Genomic DNA, 1,420 nt, shown 5'->3' on the forward strand with positions numbered 1-1,420 from the left:
AGAAGCGTTTGACACGCTAAAGCAACATTCTACCACGGCACCCATTCTCGTATATCCCAATATAGACGCAGAATTCTGGCTAGAAACCGATGCATCAGATTATGCAACGGGCGCCGTACTATCTATCAAATGCCCTGATGGAGACTACAGGCCTGTAGCCTTCTCTTCCCATGCTCTATCAGTGCAAGAACATAATTATCAGGTTGCCGACAAGGAAATGCTAGCCATCATCCGTGCATTAGAAACATGGCGACACTATCTAGAAGGTGCTCGGCACAAATTTGAAATTTGGTCTGACCACAAGAACCTTAATTATTTCATGTTATCACAAGATCTCAATCGGAGACAGGTGAGATGGGCTCTCTACCTCTCCCGATTCAACTTTACCTTGATACACAAACTGGACACAAGCATGACAAAGGCAGATGCCTTATCCAGGAAAGTCGACCATGCCAAAGGCATTGAGTCTGACAACTCAGGCGTTACACTAATTAAACCAGAATGGATCAGGGCCCAACACGTTGTTGTGGAAGCCGAAGAAGGACAGATACTGGACAGGATCCAATCTCATTCTTCTGATCTAGATCTCGGACAAAATTGGACTTTAGAAGATGGCCTCTACAAGCGAGATGGCCGTATTTACGTACCAGGCGACGCTACGCTTCGCCAGGATATTATTACCCTGCACCACGATAACCCTATCGCCGGACATCCTGGTCAATCAAAGACTCAGGAACTGGTGCAACGTAACTATTGGTGGCCAGGTTTAGCCACACAAGTCAAGGAATATGTTTCATGCTGCGATCAATGTGCATGCATGAAAGGTTCCCACAATGCCCCAGCTGGCATGTTACAACCCCTGCCGATCCCATCTGGTCCATGGCAAGACATATCGGCAGATTTCATTACAGACTTACCACTTTCGGACGGTTACGACACTGTCCTCGTGGTTATAGATCACTTCTCAAAAGAAGCAGTATTTATTCCAACTACAAAGGCTGTGACTGCATTAGGAACAGCATGTCTTTATCTATCACATGTGTGGAAGAACCAGGGTCTCCCACGTTCTATCATATCGGACCGAGGTCCGCAGTTCGCCTCGCAAGTCATGCGCGAACTAGCTAAACTATTAGGGATCGAGCTTAAGCTCTCCACCGCATTCCACCCGCAAACGGACGGGCAAACCGAACGGCTGAACCAGGAGCTTCAGCAGTACCTCAGACTATTTATAGCTGAGAAGCAGACAGACTGGTCTGACTGGCTTGCGCTGGCGCAATTTAGTTACAACAATAAGTGACAGGACTCGCTCGGCATGGCACCATTTCAAGTCACTAAGTTGTTCACACCAAGGATGGGCGTTGAACTGCTCTCATCTGCGGTACCTGTGGCTGAAGACTTAGCACTGTCTATGCCTCAGACG

At 47.7% G+C, this 1,420-nt stretch carries 1 protein-coding gene; it reads left to right on the forward strand.

The annotated features are described in order from the left end of the window. Positions 1–1,297: RNase H-like domain-containing protein (locus EKG38_RS25555; RefSeq protein ID WP_148103764.1), on the forward strand; the 1,297-nt coding region annotated here is incomplete at its 5' end. Between the last annotated feature and the right edge of the window lie 123 nt (positions 1,298–1,420).

This window comes from Shewanella canadensis (assembly GCF_003966225.1).
Taxonomy (GTDB): domain Bacteria; phylum Pseudomonadota; class Gammaproteobacteria; order Enterobacterales; family Shewanellaceae; genus Shewanella; species Shewanella canadensis.